Genomic DNA, 26,967 nt, shown 5'->3' on the forward strand with positions numbered 1-26,967 from the left:
CGCCGTCGCGTCGTGCCCCAGGCGGAACACCGACACCGGGCGCACGAGTGCGTCGGCCTGGTGCTGCAGGCTGCTGGCGGCGGCCATCTGCTCGACCAGCGCGGCGTCTGCTGCGTGGCCTGGGGCCCAGGGGCATGGACGAGGCAGGCGAGGTGGGCATGGGTTCCAAAGTGGCGCCGACCCATCGATTGCATCGGCGTCCCGCCCCGGCCAACACGTTCCCAACCCGTTCCAGGCACCCGCCGATGCCGCCCGTCAGCCCACTTCGGCCGTCGCCTGCATGGCCAGCGCGCCTTCGTGGTCGCGTGCCCACAGCGCCAGCTTGCCGCCGCCCTCGTCGCGCCCGCAGACGCTGAAGCGGTGGATGTCGAAGATCGGCCGCACGGCCTTGAACGCGAAGCTGCGCACGGCCTGGCCGGGCCGTTCGCGGCGCACCAGGTCCAGCAGCAGCGTGGCGATCAGCGGGCCGTGCACGATCAGGCCGGGGTAGCCCTCGACCTCGGTCACGTAGCTGCGGTCGTAGTGGATGCGGTGGCCGTTGAAGGTCAGCGCCGAGTAGCGGAACAGCAGCACCGGGTCGGGCACGATGGCGCGTTCGAACTGCGCATCGCCGGGCGCGGCCTGTGGTGCGGGCGCCTGCGCGCCGGGCTGGGGCGCGTCGCGGTAGACGATGTCGTGCTGCTCGGTCAGCGCCACGCCCTCGGCGTCGCCATAGCTGTGCTCGACCGTGACGAACACCAGGGAGCCGCTGCGGCCGCTCTTGGTGCTGACGTCCAGGATGCGCGAATGGCGCTCCACGCTGTCGCCAAGCCGCAGCGGGCGGTGGAACTGCAGCCGGCCGCCGGCCCACATGCGGCGCGGCAGCGGCACCGGCGGCAGGAAGCCGCCACGGCGCGGGTGGCCGTCCTCGCCGATCTCGCGCGCCGGCGCCAGCGGCAGGAAGTACAGCCAATGCCACAGCGGCGGCAGCGCGTCGCCCGAGGTGGGCGCCGGGTCTTCGCGGTCCAGCGTGGCGGACATCGCGGCCACGGGCTGCAGCGCGAGCAGGTCGCGGCGGGATTCGCTGCGGCCGACCCAGGCGCGCAGGTGGTCGAGGTCGGCCGGGGCCGAAGGCGTGGTGGTGCTCATGCCGCGATGGTGCGCGATTTGCGCGCCAGCGGCCATCAGCTTTTGGCGAAGGGGCTGTTCGCCGCCCGCGCCGCGGCCACGGCGTCCAGGAAGTCCTTGAGCATGGCGGCGTCGTCGATGGTGTCCGAGCCGGGCTGGTGGAACTCGGGGTGCCACTGCACGGCCGCCACGTAGCTGCTGGCGGGGTCCTTGCGGCGGATGGCCTCGATGATGCCGTCGCTGACGCTGAAGGCCTCGGCCTCGAAGGTGTCGGCCAGCCGCTTGATGGCCTGGTGGTGGATGCTGTTGACGCGCGCGCGCTCCACGCCCGGGTACAGCCGCGAAAGCCGCGAGCCCTGCAGGATGTTGACGCTGTGGTAGTTCAGGTCGTAGGTGACGGCGTCGCGGTGCACGAAGGCGTCCGGCACCTGGGTGTTGATGTCCTGGTACAGCGTGCCGCCGAAGGCCACGTTGAGCAGCTGCAGGCCGCGGCAGACGCCGAAGATGGGCTTGCCCACGGCCTCGAAGGCGGCCACCAGCGCCTTGTCGTACTCGTCGCGGATGCGGTCGCCGGCCCAGTTCTCGTGCAGCGGCTCCTCGCCGTAGCTGCCGGGCCAGACATCGGCGCCGCCGTGCATGACCAGGCCGTCCAGCCACTGGGCGTAGTGCTCGTAGGTCACGTCGCCGCGCTGGGTGCTGCCGGTCGGGCAGGGCACCATGACCACCATGGCGCCGGTGGACATCAGCCAATGGGCGATGGACTGCTCCACGTACTGCAGCGTCTTGCCCGTGAACAGCGAGCGCGCCGGATCGGCGTGGGAGAAGCAGGCGGACAGGCCGATCTTCAAGCGGCTGTGGACGGTGCTCATGGGCATGGCGCGCAAAAGAAGCCCATTCTGCACACGCCCCCGTGCGCCGTCACCGCCACGCCCCAAGCCCCGGCACGGGGCACGGATTCGCTAGACGGCCGCGGCGCGCCGGCGCCAGGCCAGCAGCGCCAGCGCCCACAGGCCGGCACCCCACCACCAGCCGCTGGCGCCGCCACCGCCGCCGCCGGACGGCGAAGTCGCCGTGACCGCCACATCGGCCACGTCGCGCCGGCCGGCGCTGTCGGTCACGGTCAGCCGAAAGACGTAGCTGCCGCCTGCGGGCAAGGTGGCGCCGGTGCTGGCATCGCTGGCGCGGGCAATCGACGCCGTGGCCGGCCCGGACAGCTGGGTCCACTGCCAGGCCACGATGCGCGCGCCTGCGCTGGGCGTGCTGGCATTGCCGTTGAGGGTCACGGTGCTGCCAGCAGAGGTCATGGCCAGCGGCGCGGCCACGGCGGTCGGCGCCTGCGCGGGGCCGGCCGCCAGCACGGCCTGCGCGGCGTCCAGCAGGCCGGCACCGCAGGTGCTGGTGTCGCAGTTGCAGGCCACCGCCCCGTTGGTGCTGCACAGCGGTGCGCCGGCCACCACCACATGGGCACGCGCCGAGTCCTGCATGCGCAGCACCAGTTGCGCGGGCGTGAGCGCCGGGTTCACGGCCAGCATCAGCGCCGCCACGCCGGCCGCCTGCGGCGACGAGAAGCTGGTGCCCAGCTTCTGGCCGTAGGTGTCCACACCCGGCGTGGTGGTGCCGCTGTTGTCCAGCGAATAGATGGCGCGTGTGCGGGTGCCGCCGGGCGCCACCAGGCCGACGCGCGCACCGTAGTTGGAGTAGGCGGTCTTGCGCCCGTCCTCCTGCACCGCGCCCACGGCCAGCACGCCGTTGCAGTCGGCCGGCCGGGCCACGGTGCCGGACTCGTTGCCCGCGGCCACCACCAGCAGCGCGCCGGCCTCGGTGATCTCGTCGATCACGTCCTGGTAGCTCGGGCTGCACGCGGCATCCCCGCCGAAGCTCAGGTTCAGGATGCGTGCGGGCGTGGTGTTGGCCGGCGCACCGGCGACCGCCAGGCCGGCGGCCCAGCGCATGCCGTCCAGCAGGTCGGACAGCAACGCGCCGCACTTGCCGGAGATGCGCACCGGCAGCACCTTGGCCCGCCAGTCGATGCCGGCCACGCCCAGGCCGTTGTTGGTGGCCGCGGCGATCTGGCCGGCGATGAAGGTGCCGTGCCAGGAGCTGTCCTCGACGTCGCAGGTGGAGAACAGCGACGAGCGCTTGTCGGCCGCGCTGACCCAGTCGCCCGGGTCGCTCGGGTCGGCGTCGCGGCCGTCGCCGTCGTTGGCGAACTCCACCTCGCTCACGAAATCGTAGCCGGGCAGCAGGCGGCCGGTCAGGTCGGGGTGGTTCAGGCGCACGCCCACGTCCAGCACCGCCACCACCACCTGCGTGCTGCCGGTGGTCACGTCCCAGGCGGCCGGCATGTTCATGGCCGCGGCGAAGGTCGTGGGCGCCTGCAGGTGCCATTGCGTGGAAAACGACGGATCGTTCGGCACGGCCAGCCGGCGCACGCGCACATCGGGTTCGACGTCCAGCACGTCGGGGTTCAGGCGCAGGCGGCGCACCGTGGCCTCCAATTCGGCACCGGACTGCGCCGCCGGCAGGCGCAGCAGCTGGTGCTGCCGGCCGATGGCGCGCTCGTCCTCGAAGCCCACGCCGGCCGTGGCGGCGACCGCGCGCAGCCGCTCACGCGCCGCCAGCGGCGCTTCGCGTGTGGACGACGTGGACGCCGTGGCATCGGCAGGGGGCTTGAGCCGCACCAGCAGGTTGCGAACGGGCTCCTGGGACACCTGGGCGGGTGCCGCCAGCGGAACAGCCAGCAAGGCTGCGGCAAGGAATTTGAGCATGCGCGGCGTTGTAGCACGGCTGCGTGATGCTGCGCGTCGGACATTGGTGACGCCGTGTGACGCCGCGCCGGCTTGGACGACAATCGGCGCCCTCGCGCGCCTGCGCGCACCGACACACGCACCGACATGAAGATCAGCAAAGACACCGCCGTCACCCTGCACTACAGCGTGGCAGAAGCCAATGGCAAGCCGCTGGCCAACCGCGAGACCACCGACTACCTGCACGGCGGCTATGGCAACACGCTGCCCAAGATCGAGGAAGCGCTGGAAGGCCAGGAGGCCGGCTTTCGCGTGACGCTGGAGCTGCAGCCCGAGGACGCCTTCGGCCGGCGCGAGGCGGCGCTGGAGCGCAGCATCTCCAAGAAGGACTTCCCGCCCGGCGTGAAGGTCGGCGGCCAGCTGCGCGGCATGACCGAGGACGGCCGCGAGCAGGTCTTCACCGTCATGAAGATCAAGGGCGACCAGGTGCTGCTGGACGCCAACCACCCCTGGGCCGACAAGGCGCTCAAGTTCACGCTACAGGTGGGCGGCGTGCGCGCGGCGACAGCCGAGGAAATCCAGCACGGCCACGTGCACGGCGGCCACGGCCACCACCACTGAGAAGCGGATCAGTCGGCCGCGTGCAGCATGTGGCGGGTGTAGACCTCGCTGCGGCTGGACGCCATCAGCGCCATCTTCTGCACCAGCCCGTGGGTCTCGGCGGGCTGGCCCATCTGCGGCAGCAGCCCCAGCACGCCGGCCAGGGCCATCGGCACCCAGCGCTGGCGCAGGCGCAGCGTGCGCCCGGCCATCCAGGCGATGGGCAACACCGCCGCCGCCGCGCCCAGCCCGAAGCCGGCGACGACCTCCGACACCGAATGCGCGTGCAGCACCACGCGCGAAATGCTGACCAGCAGCCCCACGAGCAGGCCGGCGGCGATGGCCAGCGCCTGCCTGCGCCAGGGGTGGCCTGCGGCCAGCAGCCACGCGCCCATCGTGAACACCGCGGTCGAGACCGTGGCATGGCCGCTGATGCCCGTGAAGTCCAGCGCGGCGCTGCCGATGCCCCAGCCCATGAATGCGAGCTTGCTGGCCAGCACCAGCAGCACGGCTGTGCCGAACGACAGCGCCCAGGCCAGCGCCAGCGGCCCGTGCCGCGTCTTCAGCAGCCAGAGGGCGAGCACCAGACCCGCGGGCAGCAGCAGCGCCGAGTTGCCCAGGTGGGTGACGGTGGTCCAGAAATGCAGGGGCACGGCGCGATTGTGATGCGGCTCGTTACCCCTGCGGCGCAGGCACAGCCCCAAAATCCGTACGCCCTTTGCCCCACCGACCCAGGAGACCGACCGTGCAGATCCATCCCTATCTTTCGTTCGAAGGCCGCTGCCAGGAGGCGCTGGACTTCTACCGCGACAGGCTCGGCGCCAGCCTCGGCATGGTGATGCGCTTCAAGGACGCGCCGCCCACGGACCAGCCCGCGCCCGAGGGCTGCGACGGCCCGCCGCCGGACGGCGAGAAGATCATGCATTCGGAGCTGCGCATCGGCGACTCCACGCTGATGGCCACCGACGGCATGGCCAGCGGCAAGCCGAACTTCGCCGGCATCTCGCTCTCGCTGCGGGTGCGTGACGAAGCCGAGGCCGCCGAGCGCTTTGCCGCGCTGGCCGATGGCGGCCAGGTGCAGATGCCGCTCGCCAAGACCTTCTTCAGCCCGGCCTTCGGCATGGTGGCCGACCGCTTCGGCGTGCATTGGCTGGTGGTGGCCGAGGCTGCGGCGCCGGCCTGAGCGTCGCAAGCGACAGCGGGCGCCCACCCGCTCGGGTAGGCTCGCCCGTCCATGTCCACGAGCCTCCCGCTTTCACCGCGCGCCGCCTGGCCCATGCTGCTGGCGCTGACGGCGGCGTTCGGCATGAGCCAGGCCTTCCGCACGCTGGCGGCCATCCTCGCGCCGCCGCTGCAGGCCGAGTTCCAGCTCGCGCCGCAGCAACTCGGCCTGTTCGCGGCCAGCTTCCACTTCGCCTTCGGCGCGCTGCAGCTGTTCGTCGGCATCGGCATGGACCTGCACGGCCTGCGCCGCACGGTGTTGACGGCGTTCCCGCTGGCCATCGTGGGCGCGGCGGTCTCGGCGACGGCCGGCGGCCAGGGGCAGCTGATCGCCGGCCAGGTGCTGATCGGCGTGGGCTGCGCGCCGGCCTTCCTGGCCTGCACCTTGTTCATCGCGCAGAACTTCCCGGCCGAGCGCTTCGCCATGCTGTCGGGCCTGGTGTTGATGCTGGGCGGCGTGGGCATGCTGTTCACCGGCACGCCGCTGGCCTGGCTGATCGAGGCGCGCGGCTGGCGCATCGGCATGTGGCTGCTGGCGGCCGGTTCGGTCGTGGCCTGGCTGCTGGTGTGGTGGAAGGTGCCGCACCAGGCGCCTGCCGCCGCGGCAAATGGGGAGGCGGGCGCACCGCGCGAGTCGCCGGCCCAGGCGCTGCGCGGCTTCGGCGCGCTGCTGCTGATGCCGCACACCTGGGGCATCGTCTGCATGTCGGCCGTCAACTACGCATCGTTCCTCACGCTGCGCGGCCTGTGGCTGGGGCCGATGCTGGTCGAGCGCCATGGCCTGTCGCTGCTTTTCAGCGGCCACGTGGCGCTGCTGGTGTCGGTGGTCTCGCTGGTCAGCCCGCCGCTGTTCGGCCGCTTCGACCCGGGCGACGTGGCCGCGCGGCGCCGGCGCATCGGCCGCTGCACGCTGCTGATGGCGGCACTGTTCACGTTGATGGCGCTGCTGCGCGGCCTGGCGGCCGACGTGGTGCTGGCCGTGGCCGTGGCCTGCCTGTCGGGCTACATGGTGCTGCAGTACGCCGACGTGCGCGCCGCCTACCCGCCGGCCATGATCGGCCGCGCGCTGTCGGTGTTCACCATGGCCATGTTCCTGGGCGTGGCGCTGATGCAGTGGGGCACGGGCTGGGTCGCATCGCGTGCGCCCGACTGGGGGCTGGAAAGCTTCACGGCCGTGCTGCTGGCGATCGCACTGGCGCTGCTGCTCGGCGCGGTGGCTTACCGCAGGCTGCCACAGCCGGCCGGGGCCGCGTGAGGGCCTGACGCTCAGGCGTGGCCGACCTGCAGGTCGGCATAGGAAACGGCGTACTTGACGAGCGCCGCCTGGCCCTCGATGCGCAGCTTGCGGCGCAGGTGCAGGCGGTGCGTCTCCACCGTGCGCACCGAGGCGCCCAGCGCGTCGGCGATCTCCTTGTTGGAGCAGCCATCGGCCAGCAGCGACAGCACGGCCGATTCCTTGGGCGTGAGATGGCCCCAGGCGCGCGTGACGGGCGGCGGCGCCGGCTCGGCCGGCAGCGGCAGGCCGGGGCTGAAGTAGCGCTCGCCCGCATGCACGGCGTCGATGGCCTCGACCAGCTGGTGGCCCGGGCCATCCTTGAGCACATAGCCGCGCACATCCAGCGCCACGGCCCGGCGCACGTACTCGGCGTCCTGGTGCATGGACAGCACCAGCACGCGCAGGCCCGGGAAGCGGTCGCGGAACACGGTGGCCAGCTGGATGCCGCTGGCGTCCGGCATGCGGATGTCGGTGACCACCAGGTCGGGCTGCAGCGCGGCGGCCAGCGCCTCGGCCTCGCGCACGCTGCCGGCCTCGCCGACCACGCGGATGTGCGGCGTGGCGTGCAGGCGCATGCGCACGCCGTCGCGCAGCAGCGGATGGTCGTCGACGAGCAGCACGCGGATCGTGGCGGAGGCTTGGGTCATGGTGCGGGTTGGGCAATGGCGATGGGGTGGAGTTCGCGCGCCGGCGCCGGTGCCAGGCCGGTGGCCTGCGGCAACGGCAGCCAGGCAGCCAGGCGCGTGCCATGGCGGCCAGAATCGATGGACAGCGTGCCGCCCAGGCTCTCGGCGCGTTCGCGCATGTTGCGCAGGCCGATGCCGCGCGTGCCGTCCCCGGACACGCCACGCATGTCGAAGCCCTGGCCGTCGTCGATGACCTGCAGGCCCACGCCCCGGCGCGTGCCGTGCAGCACGAGCTCGACGCGCGAGGCCTGGGCATGGTTGCGGCAGTTCTGCAAGGCTTCCTGCGCGATGCGGAACAGCACGGTGCCGTGCTCGGCCGGCAGCTCGCCGGGCACGCCCTGGCGCACCAGGCCGACGCTGAAGGCGCCGCTCTCCTGCACCTGCTGCGCCAGCAGCGCCAGCGCGGGCTCCAGCCCGAGATCGTCCAGCAGCGCCGGGCGCAGGCCGTGCGACACGCGCCGGATCTCCACCAGCGCACTGCCCAGCCGTGCCAGCCCCTGGTCCAGCGCCTGGCGCGGGGCGGCCGGCGTCGCCGCGACCGGGTCGGCCAGCTGCAGCTGCGCCGTCTCCAGCAGGAACTTGGACGAGGCCAGCACCTGCACCACGCCGTCGTGCAGCTCGCGCGCCACGCGCACCCGTTCGTCTTCCTGCGAGCGCACCACGCGGCGTGCCAGCCGGCGCAGCTTGTCGCTGGAGACACGGTGGTCCTTCAGGTTGAGCACCACGCCGCCCAGGCCGATCAGCACCACGCAGACCGCGGCGATGGCGTACAGCCGCTGGCGCGTGGCCTCGATGTTGGTGCGCGCGCCGGTCTCGATGGCCTGCAGCGCACCCTGCACGTCGTCCAGGTAGATGCCGGTGCCGATGACCCAGTTCCAGCCCGGGACCGTCATCACATAGGCCAGCTTGGGCACCACCGACTGCGAGCTCGGCTTGCTCCAGCTGTAGCGCACCACGCCGCCGCCGCGGCGCGCCGTGGCCAGGATGCGCTGCGCCGAATCGGCGCTGGCCGGATCGTTGGGATCGCAGAAGTCCACGCCCTGCATGGGCAGCATCTTGGGGTCGATCAACAGCTGGCCATGCTGGTCGTAGACGAAGAAGTAGCCGTTGTCGCCGAACTGCATGCGCGTGAGCGTGGCCAGCGCCGCCTCCTTGCGCACGCCGACCTCCCCAGGCCCTTCGGCGATGCGCATCAGCGTGTTGCGCGCAAGCTCGACGTAGTGCTTGAGCTCGGCCTCCTTGCTGTGCAGGAAGGCCTGCTGCACCAGCGCCTGTTCCTCGCGCACGAGCTTGTAGGTCTGCTGCTGCATGGTGGCGCCCATGAGCAGCAGCGCGACCACGATGGGCACGCCCGAGAGCAGCACCAGCTTGAGGCGCAGCTGCATCTCAGCGCCCCACTCCGGGGACGGGATGCACCAAAGTTTCGGCGTGGATCGGCGTGTGCATGGCGAGCGTGAATGTGCAGAGCAAACCCGGTGCCAGCCAGTGCCGTTTCATTTGGAAACACTGCTGCGGCGCAGCGAAAACGGCACCGCACGACCTGGCTGCGTACTACCACGTAGGGGAAATGAAACCGTCACATACCGTGATGCCGTTCCTAGAATTCGGCGCAAGTTAGACCGCATTGCGCTGCAGCAAAAACATCCCGGGAGGGTCTGGCTTCTCGTCCCGTCGCATGGCCTCGATGCCCTGCGTCGTTCTTGATTCCAGAAGAAGGAAAGGTAGCTCCATGCCCAACAACATCCGTGCCGGCCGCTTCACCAAGGTGGTGGCCGGCTGCGCCGCAGCCCTGCTCATGACGGCCTGCGCCATGCCGGCCAAGCGCACCGTGCTGTCGACCACCGGCGTGCCGCCGGCGATCGGCCCGTACTCGCAGATGGTCTCGCACGGCAACACGCTGTACCTCTCGGGCGTGATCCCGCTCAACGAGGCCGGCAACGCCGTCGTCGGCACCACCATCGAGGAGCAGACGCATGCGGTGCTGCGCTACATCGGCACCATGCTCAAGTCGCAGGGGCTGGACTACGCCGACGTGCTGTCGTCCTCGGTCTACATGAAGGACCTCAACGAGTTCGCGGCGATGAACAAGGTCTACGGCGAGTACTTCAAGCCGGGCAACGCGCCGGTGCGCGCCACCGTCGAAGTGGCACGTTTGCCGCGTGACGTGAAGGTCGAGATCGCCGTCATCGTCGGCCGCCGTTGAACCCGTCCAGGAGCACACACACCATGCAAGAACAACACATCGCCGCCGCCCGCACGCCGGACCTGAACGCACTGGCCGCGGCCGACACCACGCGCTGGCCGTCCAAGCGGCGCGACTTCCTGCGCATGCTGGGCTACGGCGCCGGCGCCGCCACGATGGGCCCCATGCTGATGGCCTGCGGCAGCAGCAACTCGGCCACGCCGGCCGCCGAACTGCGCGCGCAGCTGGTGGCCAACGAGGCCTTCTGGACCAACGTGCAGAACATGTTCACGCTGGACCCGGCCCGCACCTTCCTGAACATCGGCACGGCCGGCTCCATGCCCAAGGTGGCGCTGGACCTGTTCGACACCGAGAACCGCAAGAAGGCCAGGGAGTCGGGCAACGGCTACTCGGACCACAACGCGCTGCGCGCGCTGGTGGCGCCCGCCTTCGGCGTGGACACCGACGAGCTGGCCTTCTCGGCCAACACCTCCTCGGGCATGTGCCACGCGATCCTGGGCATCCCCTGGCAGCGCGGCGACGTGGTGGTGACGACCAACCACGAGCATGGCGGCGGCAACACGCCGCTCAACATCGCGGTGGACCGCTACGGCATCGAGGTCTCGCGCATCGAGATGCCGGTGGGCAACAACCAGACCGCCGCGACCTACCAGAACCTGTTCGACGAGCGCATCCGCACGCTCAAGGCGGCCGGCAAGAACGTGCGCGCCGTGATGTGGTCGTCGCCCACCTACGTGACGGGCACGCTGCTGCCGATCGCCGAGATCATGGAAGTGGTCAAGACGCACGGGCTGATCAGCATCGTCGACGGCGCCCACCTGCCGGGCATGATGCACTACGACTACGGCGCGCTCGGCATGGACTTCATGTCCGGCGCCGGCCACAAGTGGCAGTGCGGCCCGGGCTCCACCGGCATCCTGATCATCCGCAACAAGATCCGCGCCTCCAACCCGCTGCCGCTGCCCAAGTGGTACCCGGTGCACACCAGCACCTATTCCACGCGCGAGCGCACGACCAATGGCACGGCGACCTACGACATCGCCGCCAGCGTGACCAGCTGCGGCAGCACGCACACGCCGCTGTTCCAGTCGCTGGTCAGCGCCTGCCAGCTGTGGGACGAGATCGGCCGCAAGAACATCGAGACCTACGACCTCACGCTGTCGGCCTACCTCAAGGAGAAGATCGTCGAGCGCTGGGGCGTGGACGCGCTGTACTCGCCCAAGGACGACCCCAAGCTGGTGTGCGCACTGACCTCGTTCAACGTGTTCCGCAACAAGGACGACGCGATGAACTCGGCCAAGGCCACGCAGTTCGTCTCGCGCCTGCAGGCCGAGTACCCGCAGGGCCTGGTGATCCGCAACGCCAGCTTCCCGGTGATCGGCGCGGCGTCGAACCACTACGCGATGCGCATCTCCACCCACCTGTGGCACGACGCGAACGACATCGATGCGCTGGTCGATGCGATGTGGGACCTGTCGGGCAAGATGGCCTGAGCCGTCAGCCCAGCTCGGGCGCCAGGCCCGGCGCCTTGTCCATGTCGGCCCCGTTGTACAGCTTGTGCTGCGCAGCGGGGCTGCCCACATCGGACACCACGGCCAGACGCCACTGCGGGTCGCGGCGCGCGAAGGCGCGCTGCTCGGCCGTCAGCGCAAAGCCGGTCGCACCCGTGGCCGTGCCCTTCACGACGAGCTTGAGCAGCGTCTTGCCCTTCTTGTCGCGCACTTCCACCTCGTAGCCCGGATGGGGGGTCTCGGTGGCCTCGGTCTTGTAGCCGTAGCCGGCGAAATGGCGCGCCAGGTGGTCGAGCGCGGCCGATTGCAGGTCGCCGCCGCCCACCTCGATGGCCGCGGCATCCGGCGCGGGCTCGGCGATGCCGGCGCGCTGGCGCGCGGCCTGGATCTCGGCCTCGCTGGGCACCCAGCCGCGCGGGCCGCGCACCAGCACCACATGGCGCTGCTCGGGGCTCCAGACGGCCACATGCCATTCCTGCTCGTCGGGCACGCGCACCGACATGCGCGCCGCCTTGTCGGTCTCCAGGTCGGCGATCGCCACGCGGTTGGTCTGCAGCACGGCGCGCAGGCCCTGGCCCGCATCGAGCGCGCGCTTGATCAGCTGGATGCGGTCCTTGGTGCGCTGGATGCGCAGGTCGGTGCGCTCGCCGCCGCCGATGCGGTGCAGCGGGTCGAGCGACTCCAGCAGGAACCAGCGCCCGCCCTCGCCGACGCTGACCAGCTCGGCCCAGACGGTGACGATGATGTTGTCGCCACTGGCCAGCCAGGCCATGTCGGAGGCCTTGTCGCGCGCGTCGAACACGCCCATCTTGGTGATGATCTCGACCGGCGTGCGCTTGTCGCCCGACAGGCGCTTCTCGTTGATGACCGCCAGCACGGCGGGGGCGACTTCTTTGTCCATGGAAAGCAGGCGGGCCGGATCGGAACCGGCCCTGCGTCGTGGTGTGTGGGAAAGAGGGTGGGTGCAGCCTGCGCCGGCTGCCTGCGGATCAGCGGCGCGCGCCCGGTGCCGGCACGCTGTCCAGGACCTCGTTGACCTCGTCCAGCGTCTCTGCGGACTGGGTCAGCGTCTTCTCGACCGCGCCGGTGTGGCCCAGCGCCTGGTCGATCTCGCGCGTGCGCGCTTCCTCGCTCAGGTGGGTGTCGAGCACGGTGTTGGCCACGGCCAGGTCATCGGCGGCCTGGCGGATGTCTGCGGCGACACCCTTGGCCTTCTCGATGGCCTGCTCCAGGGCAGCGGCGGCTTCGGCGTCGTTGGTTGGCTGCGGCATGGCAAATCTCTGGCGGACAAGGTGGACGCACATCGTAGCGCGCCCACCGCAGGCCGGACAACTGCCGGCCCCATTGCCGTCAAAGGATCATTTCGCGATGACGCGGACCATCTCGAGCACCTTGTTCGAGTAGCCCCATTCGTTGTCGTACCAGGAAACGAGCTTGACGAAGGTGCCGTCGAGCGCGATGCCGGCTTCGGCGTCGAAGATCGAGGTGCGTGCGTCGCCGCGGAAGTCGGTGGCGACCACCTTGTCTTCCGTGTAGCCCAGCACGCCCTTGAGCGCGCCCTCGGACTGGGCCTTGAACTCGGCGCAGATCTCCTTGTAGCTGGCTTCCTTGACCAGTTCCACCGTCAGGTCGACCACCGACACGTCGGAGGTCGGCACGCGGAAGGACATGCCGGTCAGCTTCTTGTTCAGCTCGGGGATCACCACGCCCACGGCCTTGGCTGCGCCCGTGCTGGAGGGGATGATGTTCTCCAGGATGCCGCGGCCGCCGCGCCAGTCCTTGTTGGACGGGCCGTCCACGGTCTTCTGCGTGGCGGTGGCGGCGTGCACGGTGGTCATCAGGCCGCGCTTGATGCCCCACTTGTCGTTGAGCACCTTGGCCAGCGGAGCCAGGCAGTTGGTGGTGCACGAGGCGTTGGAGATGATGGCCTCGCCCTTGTAGGTCTTGTCGTTCACGCCGTAGACGAACATGGGCGTGTCGTCCTTGGACGGCGCCGACAGAATGACCTTCTTGGCGCCGGCATCGATGTGCTTCTGCGCGGTTTCCTTGGTCAGGAACAGGCCGGTGGACTCGATGACGATGTCGGCGCCGACTTCGTTCCACTTCAGCGCAGCGGGATCACGCTCCTGCGTCAGGCGGATCTTCTTGCCGTTGACGATCAGCGTGTTGCCGTCCACGGCGATGTCGCCCTTGAAGCGGCCATGCACCGAGTCGTACTGCAGCATGTAGGCCAGGTAGTCCGGCTCGAGCAGGTCGTTGATGCCCACGACTTCGATGTCGGAGAAGTTCTGCACCGCCGAACGCAGCACGTTGCGGCCGATGCGCCCGAAGCCGTTGATACCGATCTTGATCGCCATGGGTTACTCCTGAGGTTGAAAAAATTACTTGGACAAAACCTTGCGCACGGTCGCCGCCACGTTCTCGGGCGTGAAACCGAAGTGCTTGAACAGCACGGGCGCGGGGGCCGACTCGCCATAGGTGTCGATGCCGACCACGGCCGCGCAGCCGTACTTCCACCAGCCGTCGGTCACGCCCATCTCGACCGCGACGCGCGGCAGGTTGGCAGGCAGCACGGCCTTCTTGTAGGCCAGGCTCTGGCGGTCGAAGGTGGTGGTGCTGGGCATGGAGACCACGCGCACGGCGATCTTCGATGCGGCCAGCAGCTTCTGTGCGGCGAGCGCCAGCTGCACTTCGGAGCCGGTGGCGATGATCACGGCCCGGGCCTTGCCCTTCAGGCCCACGTCGGCGGGCTCGCTCAGCACGTAGGCGCCGCTGGCGATGTCGTCCAGCGCGTCTTCGCCCTTGGGCGCGTAGGGCAGGTTCTGGCGCGACAGCAGCAGCGCGGTCGGGCGGTTCTTCTGGGCCAGGGCCACGGCCCACGCGATGGCCGTCTCGGCCGTGTCGGCCGGGCGCCAGACATCCAGGCCGGGGATCAGGCGCAGGCTGGCGGCATGCTCGATGGACTGGTGCGTGGGGCCGTCCTCGCCCAGGCCGATGGAGTCGTGCGTGAACACGTGCACGATGCGCTGCTTCATCAGCGCGGCCATGCGGATGGCATTGCGGCTGTAGTCGCTGAAGGTCAGGAAGGTGCCGCCGTAGGGGATGTAGCCGCCGTGCAGCGCAATGCCGTTCATGATGGCGGCCATGCCGAACTCGCGCACGCCGTAGTTGATGTGGCGGCCGATCACGCCATGCGGCGGTTCGCCGACCGGCGTGCTCTTCTCGTCCTCGGCCCCGGCCTTGCGGTCGGGCGCGGCGCCCAGCACCACGGCGCCGGTCTCGGCGTCGAAGCGCAGCGCCGGCGTGTGGCTGGTGTTGGTCAGGTTGGAGCCGGTCAGGTCGGCCGAGCCGCCCAGCAGCTCGGGCAGGGCGGCCGTGAAGCCCTCCAGCGCCAGCTGGCTGGCCTTGCGGCTGGCCACGGTGGCGGCCTGGTCGTGCGCCTCGGAGGCGATGCGCGCGGCGGTCTCGCCGAAATTGGCGGGCAGCTCGCCCTGCATGCGGCGCGTCAGTTCGGCGGCCAGAGCGGGGTGGGCGGCCTTGTAACCGGCGAACAGCACGTCCCAGTCGGCCTCGGCGGCCAGGCCCTTGGCCTTGGCATCCCAGCCGGCGTAGACGTCTGCAGGGATCTCGAACGGCGCCGCGTCCCAGCCCAGCGCCTCGCGGGTGAGCTTGATTTCCTCGGCGCCCAGTGGCTCGCCGTGGGCCTTGGCGGTGCCGGCGCGGTTGGGCGAACCCTGGCCGATGGCGGTCTTGCAGATGATCAGCGTGGGCTTGCCCTTGCCGGTCGAGGCCTTGGCCTCGGCGATGGCCTTGGAGACCGCCTCGGCGTCCTGGCCGTCGACCGGGCCCAGCACCTGCCAGCCGCTGGCCACGAAGCGCAGGGCGGTGTTGTCGACGAACCAGGGCGCGACCTTGCCGTCGATGGAGATGCCGTTGTCGTCGTACAGCGCAACGAGCTTGTCCAGCTTCCAGGCGCCGGCCAGGGCCACGGCCTCGTGGCTGATGCCCTCCATGAGGCAGCCATCGCCCAGGAACACGTAGGTGCGGTGGTCGACGACGGGGAAGTTCGGGCGGTTGAACTCGGCCGCCAGCAGCTTCTCGGCCAGCGCCATGCCGACCGCGTTGGTGATGCCCTGGCCCAGCGGGCCGGTGGTGGTTTCCACGCCGGGGGTGATGCCGTGCTCGGGGTGGCCGGCCGTCTTGCTGTGCAGCTGGCGGAAGTTCTTGAGTTCGCCGATGGGCAGGTCGTAGCCCGTGAGGTGCAGCAGCGCGTACAGCAGCATGGAGCCGTGGCCGTTGGACAGCACGAAGCGGTCGCGGTCGAACCAGGCCGGGTTGCGCGGGTTGTGCTTGAGGTGCTGCGCCCACAGCGCGACAGCCATGTCGGCCATGCCCATCGGGGCACCAGGGTGGCCGGAATTGGCCTGCTGCACGGCGTCCATGGCCAGGGCGCGGATGGCGTTGGCCATGCGGCTGGCGGGCGCGGTGGCCTCGGGCACCTGAGCGAGGGTGGGGGTGGAAGAGGCCAGCGTGTCAGTGTTCGCCATGGATGGGCAGCTCCGGTCGAAATCGGGGGAAACCCGGGATTTTAGCGAGGCGGCCATTGCACGGCCCTGCGCGCCCCTGCCCTACAGTCGCCCAGGCTCCACCAACCCGCCCCTGAACATGCCCTCCCTTCCTGCCGGCGTCACCCTGTTCGAGCGCGGCTGGCTCTCGTCCAACAACCTGCTGCTGCACGATCCCCTGGGCCGGGGCCCGCGCGCGCTGGTCGATTCGGGCTATTGCACGCACGCCGGGCAGACGCTGGCACTGGTGCAGCAGGCCCTGCAGGACGCGCCGCTCGACCTGTTGCTCAACACCCACCTGCACAGCGACCACTGCGGCGGCAACGCCGCCCTGCAGCGGCAGCACCCGCAGCTGCGCACGGCCATTCCGCCCGGGCAGGCGCAGGCCGTGCGCGACTGGGATGCCGACGCGCTGAGCTACGCGCCCACCGGCCAGCAGTGCCCGCCATTCCGCTTCGATGCGCTGCTGCAACCGGGCCAGGAGATCGCGCTGGGCGCGGGCCGCTGGCAGGTGCACGCGGCCCCGGGCCACGACCCGCATGCGGTGCTGCTGTTCGAGCCATCGTGGCGGCTGCTGGTGGCCGGCGACGCGCTGTGGCAAAACGGGTTCGGCGTGGTGTTTCCCGAGCTCGAGGGCGCGTCGGCCTTCGCCGAGGTGGGCGCCTCGCTGGACCTGATCGAACGGCTGGCCCCGGCCACCGTCGTGCCCGGCCACGGCGGCGCGTTCGACGACGTGGCCCCGGCGCTCGAGCGCGCCCGGCGCCGGCTCGACGGCTTCGTCGCCGCGCCGCGCAAGCACGCGCTGTACGCGGCCAAGGTGCTGCTGAAGTTCAAGCTGCTGGAACTGCAGCGCATCGCCGAGGCCGAACTGCTGGCCTGGGCGCAGCGCACGCCCTACTTCCAGACGCTGCACGCCCGCCATTTCGCCGATGCCGGCCCGATGGACGCCTGGGGCCTGCTGCTGGTGGAAGACCTGCTGCGCTCGGGTGCCGCGGCGCGCGAAGGCCCCGAACTGGTCAACCGCTGACCCGCCGCGCCCCCCCCGGCGGCAGCCGTCAAAGGTCGAACTGCGTCGGCATCAGCACCACGTCGCGGATGGTCATGCCGCGCGGGCGGGTGAGCATGAACAGCACCACCTCGGCGACCTCGGCCGGGTCGAGCAGGCTGCCCGCTGCCTTGGCCTCGGCCAGCTTCTCGGCCGGCCAGTCGGCCAGCAGGGCGCTGGCGACCGGCCCCGGCGAGATCGACCCCACGCGGATGCCGTGCTTGAAGACCTGCCGGCGCACCGTCTGCACGAAGCAGTGGATCGCCCACTTGGACGAGGCATAGACCGGCTCCCACGGCGTGGGGAAGTGCGCGGCCAGCGAGCTCGTGACCAGGATGTCGCCGCTGCCGCGCGCGATCATGTGCGGCAGCACGTCGTGCACGTTCTTCATGACCACGTTGATGTTGAGCTGCAGCATGCGGTCGATCGCCGTGCTGTCGGCATCCACCAGGTCGCCGCCGACATAGCTGCCGGCGTTGGCGTGGAAGATGTCCAGCACGCCCGTCAGCGCCAGCACGCGCGGCACCATGGCCGCGCACTGCGCGGCATCCAGCAGGTCCACCACCAGCGGCAGCGCCGCCGGGCCCAGCCCTGCGCACTGCGCCGCCAGCGCATCGGCGTCGCGGTCGATCAGCACCACCCGCGCACCGGCCGCCAGCAGCGCCTGTGTGCACGCCAAACCGATGCCGGATGCCGCGCCGGTCACGGCCGCCGTCTTTCCTTCCAATGCCAAGGCCATCGTCGTCTCCTGTGATGGCCGCATTGTGGCGCGGCCGGTCACGCCGCTGTCATGCCGCGCGGGCAGTCTCGCGGCCTTGTCTCTTCCACGGATCCACACCCGCATGTTCCGCATGACCCTGGGCGCAGCCTGCGCCGCGCTGGCCTGCTGCGCCGCCTTGTCGACCCCCGCCCACGCACAGCAGGCCTACCCGGCCACCCTGGCCGGCCACGCCGTGCTGCCGGCCCTCTCGCTGATCGCGCCGCCCGCCGATGCGCCGGCCGACCTGCGCATGGCCGGCAAGTTCACGACGGCGCAGCGCACCGACAAGCCGGGCGCCGTGATGGGCCTGTCCGGCGGCCGGCCCACGGGCATCGGCCTGCCGTTCGAGGGCCAGCCCGCGCAAGGCCATTCGGGCATCAAGCGCATGGCCGACGGCAGCTTCTGGATCCTCACGGACAACGGCGCCGGCAGCAAGGCGAACTCGCCGGACTTCATGCTCTACCTGAACCACTATGCGGTGGACTTCAAGAGCGGCCGGTTCGAGCGCAAGAAGACCGTGTTCCTGCACGACCCCGACCGCAAGGTGCCGTTCCGCATCGTCCAGGAAGGCACGGACAAGCGCTACCTGACCGGCTCGGACTTCGACCCCGAGAGCTTCCAGTTCGCGGGCGGCTCCCTGTGGATCGGCGAGGAGTTCGGCCCCTACCTGGTCCAGGCCGACCTGGACGGCAAGGTGCTGGCCGTGTTCGAGACCCAGGTGGACGGCAAGACCGTGCGTTCGCCCGACCACCCCGCCATCCAGATGCCCGGCGCGCCCGACGCCGCATTGCCGGCCTTCGAGGTGCGCCGCTCCAAGGGCTTCGAGGGCATGGCGGCGTCGCCCGACGGCAGCAAGCTCTACGCGCTGCTGGAAGGCCCGCTGTGGAACGCCGCGGCCAAGGCCAACGAGCAGGTGGACGGCAAGACCGCTTTGCGCGTGCTGGAGTTCGACGTGCAGAAGAAGGCCTGGACCGGCCGCCACTGGAAGTACCCGCTGGAAGCCGGCCACCACGCCATCGGCGACTTCAACATGGTCGATGCCACCACCGGCCTCGTCATCGAGCGCGACAACGGCGAAGGCACGCTTGGGAAGGCCTGCCCCGCCGGCGAGAAGCGCAACGACTGCTTCCACGACCTGGCCAAATTCAAGCGCGTCTACAAGATCGAGATGGGCGAGGCCAACGTGGGCCAGGCCGTGCGCAAGGTCGGCTACATCGACCTCATGGCCATCCAGGACCCGAACAAGCTGTCGAAGAAACCTTTGACGAATGGCGTGCTGGCCTTCCCGTTCTTCACCATCGAGAACGTGGACATCGTGGACGCCACGCACATCGTGGTCGGCAACGACAACAACCTGCCGTTCAGCAGCAGCCGCGTGCCCGACCAGGCCGATGACAACGAGCTGGTGCTGCTGGAAGTGGGCGAGCTGCTGCGCGCGAAATGAGTGCCCCCAGGGCCGGGCTGCGCCCGGCCCGCCCCCCAGGGGGGACAAGGAAACTTGGGGCGGCCCGGCGTTTCCTTGACGGCGCGTCCGTTCAAAACGCTTGAACGCTGCCTTCACCCCAGGCGGATGTGCAGCGGCGATGGCCGTGCCAACAATGCAGCCATCCCCTCCATCCACCAGGAAGCAAGCATGGCCAAAGTCCTCGTCCTCTACTACTCCACCTACGGTCACGTCGAGACCATGGCCGGCGCCATCGCCGAGGGCGCGCGCGCGGCCGGCGCCCAGGTGGACATCAAGCGCGTGCCCGAGACGGTGCCCGAAGAGATCGCCAGGAAGGGCCACTTCAAGCTGGACCAGGCCGCGCCCGTGGCCACGGTCGAGGAGCTGGCCAACTACGACGCCATCGTCGTCGGCACCGGCACGCGCTTTGGCCGCATGTCCTCGCAGATGGCGGCCTTCCTGGACCAGGCCGGCGGCCTGTGGGCGCGCGGGGCGCTGAACGGCAAGGTCGGCGCGGCCTTCACGTCCACCGCCACCCAGCACGGCGGCCAGGAGACCACGCTGTTCTCCATCATCACCAACCTGCTGCACTTCGGCCTCGTGATCGTGGGCCTGCCCTACAGCCATGGCGGCCAGATGACCCTGGACGAGATCGTCGGCGGCGCGCCCTATGGCGCCACGACGATCGCCGGCGGCGACGGTTCGCGCCAGCCCAGCGCCATCGAGCTGGCCGGCGCACGCCACCAGGGCGAGCTGGTGGCCAAGACGGCCGCCAAGCTGTTCGGCTGAGGGCGCGCCGGTCCCGATAATCGGGACATGGCCTCCTCCAACCCTTCCGCGCAGCCCGTGCGCTGCGCGATGGTGCTCGCCGCTGGCCGCGGCGAGCGCATGCGTCCGCTGTCCGACCGCACCCCCAAGCCGCTGCTGCCCGTGCACGGCAAGCCCATGATCGTGTGGCACCTGGAGGCGCTGGCGCGCGCGGGCGTGGAGCGCGTCGTCGTCAACACCGCCTGGCTGGAAGAGCAGATCCCGGCCGCGCTGGGCGACGGCAGCCGCTGGGGCCTGGCGCTGCACTACTCCATGGAAGGGCGCGACCACGGCGGCGCGCTGGAGACCGCCGGCGGCATCGCCAAGGCGCTGCCGCTGCTGGACGACTGCTTCTGGCTGGTGTCGGGCGACATCTACGCGCCCGGCTTTGACTACGACGCCGCAAGCGCCGCGGCCTTCGCGGCACAGCCCGGGCTGCTGGCGCAGCTGTGGCTGGTGCCCAACCCCGATTTCCATCCCGCTGGCGACTTCGGCATCGGCGCCGATGGCCTGGCCCTGGCCGACGCCGGCCCGGACGGCCGGCGCTGGACCTACGGCAATTTCGCGCTCATGCGCAGGGCGCTGTGCGCGGGCGTGCCCGTGGGCCACAAGGCCGCGCTGGGGCCCTTGCTCAAGGCCGCCATCGGCGAGCGCCGGATCGGCGCCGAGGTCTACGCCGGCGCCTGGCACAACATCGGCACGCCGGCCCAGCTGGCCGCGCTCGAGCGGAGCGCCGCATGAACGTGCTGCTGGCGGGCGCCACGGGCCTGGTGGGCCGCGAGATCCTCGCGCTGCTGCTGGCCGACCGCGGCGTGGCGGCGGTCCACACGCTGGGCCGGCGCGCGCCGCCCACGCCGCACGCCAAGCTGCACCACCATGCCTGCGACCTGCGCAGCATCCCCGCGCTGCCGAAACTGGACACCGCCTTCATCGCGCTGGGCACCACGATCAAGGTGGCCGGCAGCCAGGAGGCCTTCCGCGCCATCGACCACGACGCGGTGCTGGCCGTGGCCCGCGCCGCGCGCGCGGCGGGCGCACGGCGGCTGGGCCTGGTCAGCGCCATGGGTGCGGACGCCGGCGCGCGGGTGTTCTACAGCCGGGTCAAGGGCGAGGTCGAGCAGGCCATCGCGCAGGTCGGGTTCGAGACCCTCGTGATCGCGCGGCCCTCCCTGCTGGTGGGCGACCGCGGCCCGCTCGGCCAGCCCGAACGCCGCGGCGAAGTCATCGGCGAGGCCCTCAGCCGCTGGCTGCGACCCCTGATCCCGGCCAACTACCGCGCGATCCGCGCGGGCGACGTGGCCCATGCGCTGGTGTCCACCGTGGCGCGCGGCGCGCCGGGCCGCAGCCTGCTGCTGTCGGGCCAGATGCAGCGCGGGTGATGCAGCGCGGGTGATCTGGCCGGCGGTAGGATCGTGGCATGACCACGCCCTACGCCCAACGCCGCGCCGAAGTCGCCCGCCAGATCGGGCGCGACGGCATCGCCATCGTGCCCACCGCACCGGAACGCCAGCGCAACCGCGACAGCGACTTCCTGTACCGGCACGACAGCTACTTCTACTACCTGACCGGTTTCACCGAGCCCAACGCCTGGCTGGTCGTCACCGGCGACGGCAGGAGCACGCTGTTCTGCGCCCCCAAGGACCTGGAGCGCGAGATCTGGGACGGCCTGCGCCTGGGCCCCGAGGCCGCGCCCGAGGCGCTGGGCGTGGACGCCGCACATTCCGTCGCCACGCTGGACGCACAGCTGCCCAGGCTGCTGGAGAACCGCGGCACGGTGTGGTTTCCCTTCGCGATCCACAAGGGGCTGGAGTCGCGCATCGATGGCTGGCTGTCTTCGGTGCGCGCGCGCGTGCGCTACGGCGCGCTGTGCCCCGAATCGCAGCGCGACCTGTGCGGCGTGCTGGACGAGATGCGCCTGGTCAAGGATGCGCACGAGCAGGACACCATGCGCCGCGCCGCGCAGATCAGCGCGCAGGCCCACGTCCGCGCCATGCAGACCAGCGCGCGCATGCTGCGCGCAGGCCAGGAGGTGCGCGAATACCACCTGGACGCCGAACTGCTGCACGCCTTCCGCATGGGCGGTTCGCAGTACCCGGCCTACGGTTCCATCGTCGCAGCGGGCGCCAACGCCTGTGTGCTGCACTACCGCGCCGATGCCGCCCCCGTGCGCGACGGCGAACTCGTGCTGATCGATGCCGGCTGCGAGCTCGACGGCTACGCCAGCGACATCACGCGCACTTTCCCGGCCAACGGCAGGTTCACCGGCCCGCAGCGCGCGCTGTACGACCTGGTGCTGGCCAGCCAGGACGCCGCCGTCGAGGCCACGCGGGCGGGCAAGCGCTTCAACGACCCGCACGAGGCCACCGTCAAGGTGCTGGCCCAGGGCATGCTGGACTTGAAGCTGCTGGACCGCAACAAGGTCGGCGGCCTCGACGACGTGATCGACAAGCGCGCCTATTTCGCCTACTACATGCACCGCACCGGCCACTGGCTGGGCATGGACGTGCACGACTGCGGCAGCTACGTGGAGCCCAGCGAGATCGGCAACGGCAGCGAGCGCAAGGACGCACTGTCGGGCGAAACCATCACCGACCGCCCCAGCCGCATCCTGCGCCCCGGCATGGTGCTGACCATCGAGCCGGGCATCTACGTGCGCGCCGGCTCGGACGCGCCCGCGGCCTTCCACGACATCGGCATCCGCATCGAGGACGACGCCATCGTGACCGCGTCCGGTTGCGAGCTCATCACGCGCGGCGTGCCCGTCAAGGCCGACGAGATCGAGGCGCTGATGCGTTGAGTCCGTCAGGCCGCGTAGGCATGCGCTGACACACACCAGCCCTGCAAGGAGCAAGATGACGCCATGCGTAAAACCAAACGCCGCCTGACCAAGCTCGCCTTCGCGCTGTACAGCCTGGGCCTCGGCGCCTCGGCGGGGGCGCAACTCATGCCATTGCAAGGCGGGCGCGGGGCGCCGCAGCAGCGCCCCACCTCCGCTTCCACGGCCGTGGACACCCGCTGGAAGGAAAGCTTCGACGCCTTCGCCGCGGCCGACCTGAAGCAGTCGCCGCAGACCGGCGGCGTGCTGTTCGTGGGCAGCTCTTCCATCCGGCTCTGGGACGACCTGGAAACCCAGTTTGACAAGATGCCCGTGATCAAGCGCGGCTTCGGCGGCTCGCGCATGCTGGACGTGGCCGCCCATGTGGACCACCTCGTGCTGCCGTACAAGCCACGCCTGATCGTGGTCTACGCGGGCGACAACGACCTGGCCGAGGGCCGCACGCCGCAGCAGGTGCTCGACAGCTTCGTCGAGTTCGTCGAGCGCGTGCGCGAGGAATTGCCCGACACGCGCATCGCCTACCTGTCGATCAAGCCCAGCCCATCGCGCGCCGCGCTGATGCCGCAGGCCATGCAGGCCAATGCGCTGATCGCGGGCTACAGCGCCAGCACGCCCAACCTGGACTTCATCGACGTCTACTCCCGCATGCTCGACGAGGCCGGCAAGCCGCGCACCGACCTCTACTCGGCCGATGCGCTGCACATGAACCCGGCAGGCTACGCGATCTGGAAGAGCACGATCACGCCGCACCTGGTGCCGCAGCAGCCGCAGTCGGCCGCGCTCAGTGCCGCAGCGCTGCAGAAGACCGCGGTGTCGGCGCGCTCGGGACCTTCTGGCCCTTGACGCCGCGCGTTGCGCGTGCCTTGCGCCGCGCAGCAGCCTGCCGGTCCAGCTCCTGGCTCAGCAGCGCCACGCCGTAGAGCACGGCGAACGACACCACCACGATCCCGGCGTCGATCCACAGGCTGCGCGTGGCCACCGGCGCACCGAACAGCGCAAGTGCCAGCAGCGCCAGCACCAGGTGCGTGCAGAACACCGGCAGCGAGGCCGCGCCCATGGTCTCCAGCGCGCGCACGCGCGGCAGGTGCGTGGCCAGCCAGGGCGCGTAGTGCATGGCCAGCACCAGCAGCGCGAACAGGTTGAACAGCCGCAGCGGCGCCAGCTGCCACTTGTCGAACAGCATGTTGAGCCCGGCGTCCTGCGGGATCGGCACCTGCCCCACCACGTGGCGCCAGACGAAGCAGACCGCCGCATAGACGATGGCCGTGTACAGCAGCCAACGCGGGAACACGGTGGGCGGGCGCTGCGCGGTGCGCTCGGCCCCCATCCACAGCCCCATGATCCACAGGAACTGCCAGGCCAGCACCTCGAACGCGCCGGTCTGCACCACCGGCACGCGGATGCCGGCGGCCGGCGCCAGCGCCTCGTACACCCAGATGCCGAGCTTGAACTGCGCGCCCAGCCACAGCGCCACGCTGAGGGCCATGATGCCCACCCAGCCGTGGCGCAGGCCATGGATCAGCACCATGGGACTGATCAGCATGAACAGCACGTACAGCGGCAGGATGTCCAGCAGCGGCGGGCTGTAGATCAACAGCAGGCTGCCCACCAGCGCGTGCAGCGGCTCGTGCAGGTAGTAGCGCATGAGGCCGGTGATGGCGTCCTGCTGCAGCAGCACCGCCACCACCGCCACCACGCTGAACAGGAATGCCAGCAGCGCCGCCTGGCACAGGTAGATCTTGAGCACGCGCCGGTAGAAGGCCGACCGCATCTGCGCCTCGCCCTCGCGCCGCTCGCGCCCGGCGTACACCATGCCGGCCATGAAGCCGGACAGCAGCACGAAGCCCTCGGCCGCCGACACGAAGCCGAACGGCTGGCCCGCGGGCGATGCCACGCGCGTGGGCAGGTGGGTCAGCGTCATCAGCACCAGCATCAGGCCGCGCAAGGCGTCGATCTGCCACAGGCGCCCGCCGGATGCGGCCGGTGCGCCGGCAGGTGCAGCAGCGGGTGCGGCCGCGGTGACGGCTGCATTCATCGCCCGGCGCCCTCCGTCGTGAACGCCTGCACCGGGCAGGGGCCTGTCCCGGCGCCGTTCTCCGAGCAATAGCGTTCGTATTCGGCGATCACCTGGGCGCCCAGCAGCAGCAGGATGGCCGCCACCTCCAGGCTCAGCAGCACGGCGATGGCGGTCGTCAGCGAGCCGTAGACGATGCCGATCTGCGACAGCGTCACGAAATACCACACCAGCAGCCGGCGCGAGATCTCCCACAGCACGGCAGCGGCCACGGCGCCGATCAAGGCATGGCGCAGCAGCGGCCGGCCAACCGGCATGACCAGGTAGATCGACGCCAGCACGAACACCTCGCCCACGAAGCCGAGCAGATACAGCAGCGCGGCCGACACACCGGTCAGGGAGATGTCGAGCCACAGCACATGCAGCTCTTCGTCGCCGAGTGCCTGCAGCATGCCCGCCACCACGGTGACGACCAGCAGGCCCACGCCGAGGAACAGGATGTAGGCATAGGGCAGCACGGCGGACACCAGCGCACGCCGGCGCCGGACCTTCACGCGGTGGTGGAAGATGACCGAGAACGCGTTCTCCAGCACCGTGAACGCCAGCGAGCTGAAGAACAGCATGCTGGCCAACAGCACCCACCCCAGCACCTCGCGGTGCGCCAGGAAGTTGCCCAGTTCCGCCACCACGGCGCGCGACTGGCCGGGCAACAGCCATTCGAGGTAGCGGCGCAGCGTCAGCAGCAGGGCCTGCTGGTCCACGAAGTGCGACAGCGCGATCACCGTGAGGATCAGCAGTGGCACGATGGACAGCAGCGCGTAGTAGGCCACCGCGCCCGCCAGCAGCAAGCCCTGGTTGGCCTTGAATGCGTGGAGCACGCGCCACACGAACTGGGCGGGGTGGCGCAGGATCTGCCCGGCCTGCGGCCCCAACAGCGCCAGACCGCCTTGCACCGACCACATGGCAGCAGCGCTCCCGCCGGCCGCGCTCAGGCCGCAGGCACGGGCGCTTCGCCCGGCTCGGGTTCGTTCGGCACACCGGGCATGGGCAGGCCGTCGGGCTCCACGGGCATGCCGCCGGGCTCGGTCTCCCCTTCGTCTTCGCCGTGGCGGTGCGGGGGTCGATGGGCGGTGTTCATGGTGCGGGCGGCTCGTGAAAAGGCATGCGCGGGACCGCGATGGTCGCGCGTGATGGCCTGCGCGGCCTGCGGCCGATGGCGCTTTCGCCTGTCGGCGCAGGCCGACAGGTGGGCCGCCTCAGCGTCGGCTGGCCACCAGCTTCATGCCCGGCATGAGTTCGGCCGCGAGTTCCGGCCGCTCGAGCGCGTAATCCAGATTCATGCGCGCGATCTCCACATGTTCCTCGCCCAGCGCCTGGGCGCGGTAGCCCTGGCCTTTCTCGATGGCCTGCACCATGGCATGGTGCGTCCGGTGGGCCTGCTGCATCCACTGCTGGCCTTCCTGCATGGACGACTGCATGGGCAGCATGGCGCTCGGCGCGGCAAAGGGCTGGCTGTCCAGCATGTCCATGATGCGCTTGACGGCCGCGTTGCCGCAGCCCTCCACCACCAGCCGGTGGAAGCGGTCGTTCATCTCCACGTAGCCGGCGTAGTCGTCCAGCTCCATGGTGGGCTTGCCCACCACCTTGTCGCCCTCGTCCAGGCAGTCGTGCAGCTCGCGCAGCAGTTGGCGCGGCGCGCCGTCCTCGGCCAGCAGGCGCAGGGCCAGGCCCTCGATCACGCCGCGCACGCGGATCGCGTCGGCGATCTCCTGCGAGGTGAAGCGCCGCATCTGGTAGCCACCGGCCGGCGAGGGCTCGATCAGCCCCTCGTGCTCCAGACTCGCCAGCGCCAGCCGCACGGGCGTGCGAGAGGCGCCCAGCTTCTCGGCCAGCGGGATCTCGGCCAGGCGCTCGCCGGGGCCGAATTCGCCCTTCAGGATCATGTCGCGCAGCTGCACGAGCACGCGGGATTGTTGGGAGTCCATGGAGGGCCTCGTTGCATGCAGGGATTGGGCTGGAATTGTAGGAGCCCCGCCCGATGCACGCACCACTGTCTGCGTTGGCCTGATTTCTGCATGCACATGTATCGAAACGCAATGAAAATACGAGAGTCGCACCGTTTTGATGCAGCGCAACCCTCCGAAA

The 26,967-nt window shown here is 70.5% G+C and carries 27 protein-coding genes; 12 read left to right on the forward strand and 15 right to left on the reverse strand.

What is annotated here, in order from left to right; genetic code table 11:
- Positions 1 to 255: 255 nt before the first annotated feature.
- The 3 genes from ASF44_RS01690 to ASF44_RS01700 form a co-directional block, all read right to left on the reverse strand.
- A complete protein-coding gene (locus tag ASF44_RS01690) occupies positions 256 to 1,128 on the reverse strand; it encodes a MaoC family dehydratase N-terminal domain-containing protein (RefSeq protein ID WP_056897431.1) in 873 nt (290 codons plus the stop codon).
- 35 nt (positions 1,129 to 1,163) lie between these two features.
- Positions 1,164 to 1,976 (reverse strand): gamma-glutamyl-gamma-aminobutyrate hydrolase family protein, encoded by an 813-nt coding sequence (locus tag ASF44_RS01695; protein WP_156374320.1) that lies wholly within the window; start codon positions 1,974 to 1,976, stop codon positions 1,164 to 1,166.
- Between the two features lie 90 nt (positions 1,977 to 2,066).
- Positions 2,067 to 3,875 (reverse strand): S8 family peptidase, encoded by a 1,809-nt coding sequence (locus tag ASF44_RS01700; protein ID WP_082524457.1) that lies wholly within the window; start codon positions 3,873 to 3,875, stop codon positions 2,067 to 2,069.
- A 126-nt stretch (positions 3,876 to 4,001) separates the two neighbouring features.
- Between ASF44_RS01700 and ASF44_RS01705 the strand changes: the two genes are divergently transcribed.
- Positions 4,002 to 4,475, forward strand: a complete 474-nt coding sequence (locus ASF44_RS01705; RefSeq protein WP_056897433.1) for a peptidylprolyl isomerase — start codon at positions 4,002 to 4,004, stop codon at positions 4,473 to 4,475.
- An 8-nt stretch (positions 4,476 to 4,483) separates the two neighbouring features.
- On the opposite strand, the gene ASF44_RS01710 is transcribed toward ASF44_RS01705, so the two are convergent.
- Complete coding sequence (locus tag ASF44_RS01710; protein ID WP_056897434.1) at positions 4,484 to 5,107, reverse strand: phosphatase PAP2 family protein; 624 nt, start codon at positions 5,105 to 5,107, stop codon at positions 4,484 to 4,486.
- Positions 5,108 to 5,199: 92 nt separating this feature from the next.
- On the opposite strand from ASF44_RS01710, the gene ASF44_RS01715 reads away from it, so the two are divergent.
- Both ASF44_RS01715 and ASF44_RS01720 read left to right on the forward strand, forming a co-directional pair.
- Positions 5,200 to 5,637, forward strand: a complete 438-nt coding sequence (locus ASF44_RS01715; protein ID WP_056897435.1) for a VOC family protein — start codon at positions 5,200 to 5,202, stop codon at positions 5,635 to 5,637.
- Positions 5,638 to 5,688: 51 nt separating this feature from the next.
- On the forward strand, positions 5,689 to 6,930 hold the full coding sequence (locus ASF44_RS01720; RefSeq protein WP_056897436.1) for a nitrate/nitrite transporter: 1,242 nt from the start codon (positions 5,689 to 5,691) through the stop codon (positions 6,928 to 6,930).
- Between the two features lie 11 nt (positions 6,931 to 6,941).
- Here ASF44_RS01720 and ASF44_RS01725 read toward each other — a convergent pair whose 3' ends face one another.
- Complete coding sequence (locus ASF44_RS01725) at positions 6,942 to 7,598, reverse strand: response regulator transcription factor (protein WP_056897437.1); 657 nt, start codon at positions 7,596 to 7,598, stop codon at positions 6,942 to 6,944.
- The gene (locus ASF44_RS01730) at positions 7,595 to 9,022 is read right to left on the reverse strand and encodes a cache domain-containing protein (RefSeq protein ID WP_056897438.1); all 1,428 of its coding nucleotides are present in this window, start codon (positions 9,020 to 9,022) and stop codon (positions 7,595 to 7,597) included. Before ASF44_RS01730 ends, ASF44_RS01725 begins: the two co-directional genes overlap by 4 nt.
- 344 nt (positions 9,023 to 9,366) lie before the next feature.
- Between ASF44_RS01730 and ASF44_RS01735 the strand changes: the two genes are divergently transcribed.
- Positions 9,367 to 9,840: a Rid family detoxifying hydrolase gene (locus tag ASF44_RS01735; protein WP_056897439.1), complete on the forward strand. Its 474-nt coding sequence runs from the start codon at positions 9,367 to 9,369 to the stop codon at positions 9,838 to 9,840.
- A gap of 23 nt (positions 9,841 to 9,863) precedes the next feature.
- Positions 9,864 to 11,333 carry an aminotransferase class V-fold PLP-dependent enzyme gene (locus ASF44_RS01740; RefSeq protein WP_056897440.1) on the forward strand — a complete coding sequence of 490 codons (1,470 nt, stop codon included), beginning with the start codon at positions 9,864 to 9,866 and terminating at the stop codon, positions 11,331 to 11,333.
- Between the two features lie 4 nt (positions 11,334 to 11,337).
- On the opposite strand, the gene ASF44_RS01745 is transcribed toward ASF44_RS01740, so the two are convergent.
- The 4 genes from ASF44_RS01745 to ASF44_RS01760 all read right to left on the reverse strand — a co-directional run bounded on the left by ASF44_RS01745 (position 11,338) and on the right by ASF44_RS01760 (position 15,820).
- Positions 11,338 to 12,252, reverse strand: a complete 915-nt coding sequence (locus ASF44_RS01745) for a DUF3883 domain-containing protein (RefSeq protein ID WP_056897441.1) — start codon at positions 12,250 to 12,252, stop codon at positions 11,338 to 11,340.
- Between the two features lie 88 nt (positions 12,253 to 12,340).
- Positions 12,341 to 12,622 carry a hypothetical protein gene (locus ASF44_RS01750; protein WP_056897442.1) on the reverse strand — a complete coding sequence of 94 codons (282 nt, stop codon included), beginning with the start codon at positions 12,620 to 12,622 and terminating at the stop codon, positions 12,341 to 12,343.
- 87 nt (positions 12,623 to 12,709) lie between these two features.
- Positions 12,710 to 13,708 carry a type I glyceraldehyde-3-phosphate dehydrogenase gene (gene gap, locus ASF44_RS01755; RefSeq protein WP_056897443.1) on the reverse strand — a complete coding sequence of 333 codons (999 nt, stop codon included), beginning with the start codon at positions 13,706 to 13,708 and terminating at the stop codon, positions 12,710 to 12,712.
- 24 nt (positions 13,709 to 13,732) lie between these two features.
- Positions 13,733 to 15,820, reverse strand: a complete 2,088-nt coding sequence (locus tag ASF44_RS01760) for a transketolase (protein WP_056898152.1) — start codon at positions 15,818 to 15,820, stop codon at positions 13,733 to 13,735.
- Positions 15,821 to 16,016: 196 nt separating this feature from the next.
- Between ASF44_RS01760 and ASF44_RS01765 the strand changes: the two genes are divergently transcribed.
- Positions 16,017 to 16,943, forward strand: a complete 927-nt coding sequence (locus ASF44_RS01765; RefSeq protein ID WP_056897444.1) for an MBL fold metallo-hydrolase — start codon at positions 16,017 to 16,019, stop codon at positions 16,941 to 16,943.
- 28 nt (positions 16,944 to 16,971) lie between these two features.
- Here ASF44_RS01765 and ASF44_RS01770 read toward each other — a convergent pair whose 3' ends face one another.
- Entirely contained in the window at positions 16,972 to 17,700 is a 729-nt protein-coding gene (locus ASF44_RS01770; RefSeq protein WP_056897445.1) for an SDR family oxidoreductase, read from the reverse strand.
- Positions 17,701 to 17,803: 103 nt separating this feature from the next.
- Between ASF44_RS01770 and ASF44_RS01775 the strand changes: the two genes are divergently transcribed.
- From ASF44_RS01775 to ASF44_RS01800, 6 genes are all read left to right on the forward strand, one after another.
- Positions 17,804 to 19,165 carry an esterase-like activity of phytase family protein gene (locus ASF44_RS01775; RefSeq protein WP_056897446.1) on the forward strand — a complete coding sequence of 454 codons (1,362 nt, stop codon included), beginning with the start codon at positions 17,804 to 17,806 and terminating at the stop codon, positions 19,163 to 19,165.
- A 189-nt stretch (positions 19,166 to 19,354) separates the two neighbouring features.
- Positions 19,355 to 19,954: an NAD(P)H:quinone oxidoreductase gene (gene wrbA, locus ASF44_RS01780; RefSeq protein ID WP_056898153.1), complete on the forward strand. Its 600-nt coding sequence runs from the start codon at positions 19,355 to 19,357 to the stop codon at positions 19,952 to 19,954.
- Positions 19,955 to 19,981: 27 nt separating this feature from the next.
- The gene (locus ASF44_RS01785; RefSeq protein ID WP_056897447.1) at positions 19,982 to 20,713 is read left to right on the forward strand and encodes a nucleotidyltransferase family protein; all 732 of its coding nucleotides are present in this window, start codon (positions 19,982 to 19,984) and stop codon (positions 20,711 to 20,713) included.
- The gene (locus ASF44_RS01790) at positions 20,710 to 21,351 is read left to right on the forward strand and encodes an NAD(P)H-binding protein (RefSeq protein WP_056897448.1); all 642 of its coding nucleotides are present in this window, start codon (positions 20,710 to 20,712) and stop codon (positions 21,349 to 21,351) included. The genes ASF44_RS01785 and ASF44_RS01790 overlap by 4 nt, the downstream gene beginning before the upstream one ends.
- Before the next feature lie 38 nt (positions 21,352 to 21,389).
- Positions 21,390 to 22,769, forward strand: a complete 1,380-nt coding sequence (locus tag ASF44_RS01795; protein WP_056897449.1) for an aminopeptidase P N-terminal domain-containing protein — start codon at positions 21,390 to 21,392, stop codon at positions 22,767 to 22,769.
- A gap of 63 nt (positions 22,770 to 22,832) precedes the next feature.
- Positions 22,833 to 23,651 (forward strand): SGNH/GDSL hydrolase family protein, encoded by an 819-nt coding sequence (locus tag ASF44_RS01800; RefSeq protein WP_056897450.1) that lies wholly within the window; start codon positions 22,833 to 22,835, stop codon positions 23,649 to 23,651.
- On the opposite strand, the gene opgC is transcribed toward ASF44_RS01800, so the two are convergent.
- The 4 genes from opgC to ASF44_RS01815 form a co-directional block, all read right to left on the reverse strand.
- Entirely contained in the window at positions 23,590 to 24,843 is a 1,254-nt protein-coding gene (gene opgC / locus ASF44_RS01805; protein WP_082524459.1) for an OpgC domain-containing protein, read from the reverse strand. The two genes, ASF44_RS01800 and opgC, sit on opposite strands and share 62 nt — an antisense overlap.
- Positions 24,840 to 25,784 carry a YihY/virulence factor BrkB family protein gene (locus ASF44_RS01810; RefSeq protein ID WP_056897451.1) on the reverse strand — a complete coding sequence of 315 codons (945 nt, stop codon included), beginning with the start codon at positions 25,782 to 25,784 and terminating at the stop codon, positions 24,840 to 24,842. The genes opgC and ASF44_RS01810 overlap by 4 nt, the downstream gene beginning before the upstream one ends.
- A gap of 26 nt (positions 25,785 to 25,810) precedes the next feature.
- Complete coding sequence (locus tag ASF44_RS31465; protein WP_156374321.1) at positions 25,811 to 25,960, reverse strand: hypothetical protein; 150 nt, start codon at positions 25,958 to 25,960, stop codon at positions 25,811 to 25,813.
- Between the two features lie 118 nt (positions 25,961 to 26,078).
- Positions 26,079 to 26,807, reverse strand: a complete 729-nt coding sequence (locus ASF44_RS01815) for a GntR family transcriptional regulator (RefSeq protein WP_056897452.1) — start codon at positions 26,805 to 26,807, stop codon at positions 26,079 to 26,081.
- Positions 26,808 to 26,967 lie beyond the last annotated feature (160 nt).

The sequence above is a fragment of the Pseudorhodoferax sp. Leaf274 genome (genome assembly GCF_001422445.1).
Taxonomy (GTDB): domain Bacteria; phylum Pseudomonadota; class Gammaproteobacteria; order Burkholderiales; family Burkholderiaceae_C; genus Pseudorhodoferax.